This is a genomic window from Streptomyces phytophilus, assembly GCF_013870535.1.
Lineage (GTDB): Bacteria > Actinomycetota > Actinomycetes > Streptomycetales > Streptomycetaceae > Streptomyces > Streptomyces phytophilus.
The window spans coordinates 1-1,295 of the sequence record NZ_JACBXC010001514.1 but is presented as its reverse complement, the minus strand read 5'-3'; the positions used below and the strand labels follow the sequence as shown (position 1 = coordinate 1,295).

The window sequence follows — 1,295 nt, the reverse complement described above, 5'->3', positions numbered from 1 at the left end:
GCGCCGGGTGGTACGCCGCGGCACGGCCGCCGCGAAGCGGGACTTCGCCCACTCCGTCCACGTCGAGGTGACGGGCCTGCGGCCCGGGCGCGAGTACTGGTACCGGTTCCGCTCCGGCGGCGAGCTGAGCGCCGTGGGCCGTACGAAGACCGCGCCGCCGGCCGGCTCGCTGACCCCCATGACGCTGGCGTTCGCCACCTGCCAGAGCTGGTCGGACGGCTTCTACACCGCCTACCGCCACCTCGCGGCGCAGGACCTCGACCTGGTCGCGCACCTCGGGGACTACATCTACGAGTACCCGGTGAGCCGCACCAGCGGCCCGCGCGGGACCGACCTGTCCGCCGCGCACAACGCCGAGACCCTGACGCTCGATCAGTACCGGCTGCGCTACGCGCTCTACCGCACCGACCCCGACCTGCAGGCCGCGCACGCCGCCGCCCCGTGGATCGCCACCGTCGACGACCACGACGTGGAGGACAACTGGGCCGGCGAGACGTCGTTCAGCGGCGCCTCCCCCGAGGACCTGCTGCGCCGCCGCGCCGCCGCCTTCCGGGCGTACTACGAGCACCTGCCGCTGCGCGCCTCCGCCCTGCCGCAGGGTCCCGGCATGCGGCTGCACCGCACCCTCGACTACGGCCGCCTCGCCCGCTTCCACGTCCTGGACGCCCGGCAGTTCCGCGACCCCATCGACATCACACGCCGCGACGACCCGGCCCGCACCATGCTCGGCGCCGCGCAGGAGCGCTGGCTGCTGGACGGCCTGGCGGACTCCGGCGCCACCTGGAACGTCCTCACCCAGCAGGTGCTGATGATGCAGCTCGACCGGCTCACCGACCCCGGGCTGCAGCAGCTCAACGGCGACGCCTGGGACGGCTACACCGCCACCCGCGCCCGCCTCCTCGACGGCATCGCGGAGCGGCGCGTGGCCAACCCGGTGGTCCTCACCGGCGACATGCACGTCAACATGGCCGGCACCGTCAAGCGGGACTTCGCCGACCCCTCCTCCCCCGCCGTGGCACCGGAGTTCGTCACCACCTCGATCACCTCCGGCGGCAACGGCGCCGACAGCTCCCCGCAGGCCGAGGAGTGGCTGGCGGCCAACCCGCACCTGGCGTTCTACAACGGCCAGCGGGGCTACGTCCGCTGCACCGTCTCCCCCGGCGAGTGGCGCGCCGACTACCTCGTGGTGGACCGGGTGTCCGTCCCGGACGGCTCGGTGAGCACCCGCCGCTCGTTCGTCGTCGAAGCCGGCCGGCCCGATCTGCAGGAGGCGTGAGCATGCACCGGATCCGCAG

1 protein-coding gene is annotated in these 1,295 nt (G+C 73.9%); it reads left to right on the top strand.

The genetic code is table 11. The features are described 5' to 3' along the window. Nucleotides 1-1,276, top strand: a 1,276-nt coding sequence (locus tag H5J30_RS33850; RefSeq protein WP_181791620.1) for an alkaline phosphatase D family protein, incomplete at its 5' end; no start/stop codon positions are given. Nucleotides 1,277-1,295 lie beyond the last annotated feature (19 nt).